The organism is Faecalibacterium longum, assembly GCF_040094125.1.
In the GTDB taxonomy this organism is placed as follows: Bacteria; Bacillota; Clostridia; order Oscillospirales; family Ruminococcaceae; genus Faecalibacterium; species Faecalibacterium longum.
This window is the reverse complement of the sequence record NZ_JBBNIH010000016.1, coordinates 1-1,429: the sequence shown is the minus strand read 5'-3', so window position 1 is coordinate 1,429 and position 1,429 is coordinate 1. Positions and strand designations below refer to the sequence as shown.

Here is a 1,429-nt window from a genome sequence, read left to right as displayed (position 1 = left end):
AGTCCAGTTCTGCCCGCTGTGCCGGGGTGTTGCCGTACTCATCCTCGACGGCGATGCAGTCGATGGCAAGGGTGGTGTATGACGTTCGCAAACGTAGCAATGGCCAAACCCCTTTAGCATATAATATGATTGAGTGCTTTTAAATTTAAGCGCTTGAACTTACGTCCTTTTGTGGTATAATAAAGCTAGAGGATAGCGGCATTGACCAGCTATCGGTGGCGATGAAGCAGTGGACTGGTTCGGTATCAGCCGATTGTGGAGCCAGACCGTGGGTTGAGCGATAACCACAAGCCGAATAGATTCGATGAATCGAAAGAAAACGCTTAATAGGAGCCTTGCCTTTCGGCAGGGCTTCTATTTTTTTGAGGGAAGGTGAAAATGTGCAGGACGAACAGCAAGATATTTTGTATCGGGCAGCAGAAGTCTGGAAAGAACTGACTGAGTACCACTATGTTTTCACCTACGGCTATAAGGGCGAACTGCACGAGATCAAGCTGACATTTTCACCAGAGGACTTCCCTCACCTTGCTGGGTTCCACTACCTGAAAGACATCGCCTTGCCCCGGTATAGTCCACGCAAGACGGTTGATATGATTCTATCTGATAAGATCACCTACGACAAGGTAAAGAAGGGCACACTCTATCAGGAGTATGTGAAACCGCGTCTGCTGGCACTGGTGCGGTTGAAAGAAATACTGGAACAGGAGTTCGATTTGTTCTCCTATATGCCCCAGTTTTATCCGTTCGTGACCAAAATCAAAGCGGATTACCTGATTTCCAGCCGAATCGAACCAACTGCCTTTGTGTTCATTATCCGGGAATCTCCCTCCGGCAATGCGGTATGTGACTTTCTGTGTTGTTCTGCTTTTGAAGAAAGCGGCCGTGACTACCGTGCAAACCAACGTTCTCGAACGCTCCTGAAGAAAGAGCGTGTACGTATCGAAACGCAGGATACGGTGGTTCTGTATGACCGCTTGCCGAAAAATCTCGATTAACAAAACGATGCCCACTCACTCATGGAAAAACCATGGGCGGGTGGGTATCATTTTCTTTGCAAATAAAAGGGACATCTACAACACCGTGGTGCTGTCCAATGTCCCTTGCGACTGATTTTATCGCTGCCCGCCAACCTCAGGCCTTTACGTCCTGCATCCGATCGGATTTTAGGTGTCAGCCACACCAGCGGAGTGACGTCCGCTCTCCTGTTTATAGTATATTCGATTGGTACTCAAATGGCAATGGCCTTTCGAAGTAATCAATCTTCCAGTCTGCCATGGTCGCAGCCAAGCGACAGATAACGCTCTATCTCTCCACCCAGCACAAGCTGGGCGTACTCCAAGGGCTTGTTGTAGAGCAGCCAGTCCAGTTCTGCCCGCTGTGCCGGGGTGTTGCCGTACTCATCCTCGACGGCGATGCAGTCGATGGCAAG

General features: G+C 49.5%; 2 protein-coding genes and 1 pseudogene. 1 reads left to right on the top strand and 2 read right to left on the bottom strand.

Annotated elements, in window-relative coordinates:
- A pseudogene (locus AAAU26_RS00120) lies at nucleotides 1-76 on the bottom strand (DUF6061 family protein); the annotation flags it as partial.
- 304 nt (nucleotides 77-380) lie between these two features.
- On the opposite strand from AAAU26_RS00120, the gene AAAU26_RS00115 reads away from it, so the two are divergent.
- Nucleotides 381-995, top strand: a complete 615-nt coding sequence (locus AAAU26_RS00115; protein WP_227619515.1) for a PBECR4 domain-containing protein — start codon at nucleotides 381-383, stop codon at nucleotides 993-995.
- A gap of 260 nt (nucleotides 996-1,255) precedes the next feature.
- On the opposite strand, the gene AAAU26_RS00110 is transcribed toward AAAU26_RS00115, so the two are convergent.
- Nucleotides 1,256-1,429 (bottom strand): DUF6061 family protein (locus AAAU26_RS00110; protein ID WP_349180844.1); only part of this gene is annotated, 174 nt, incomplete at its 5' end.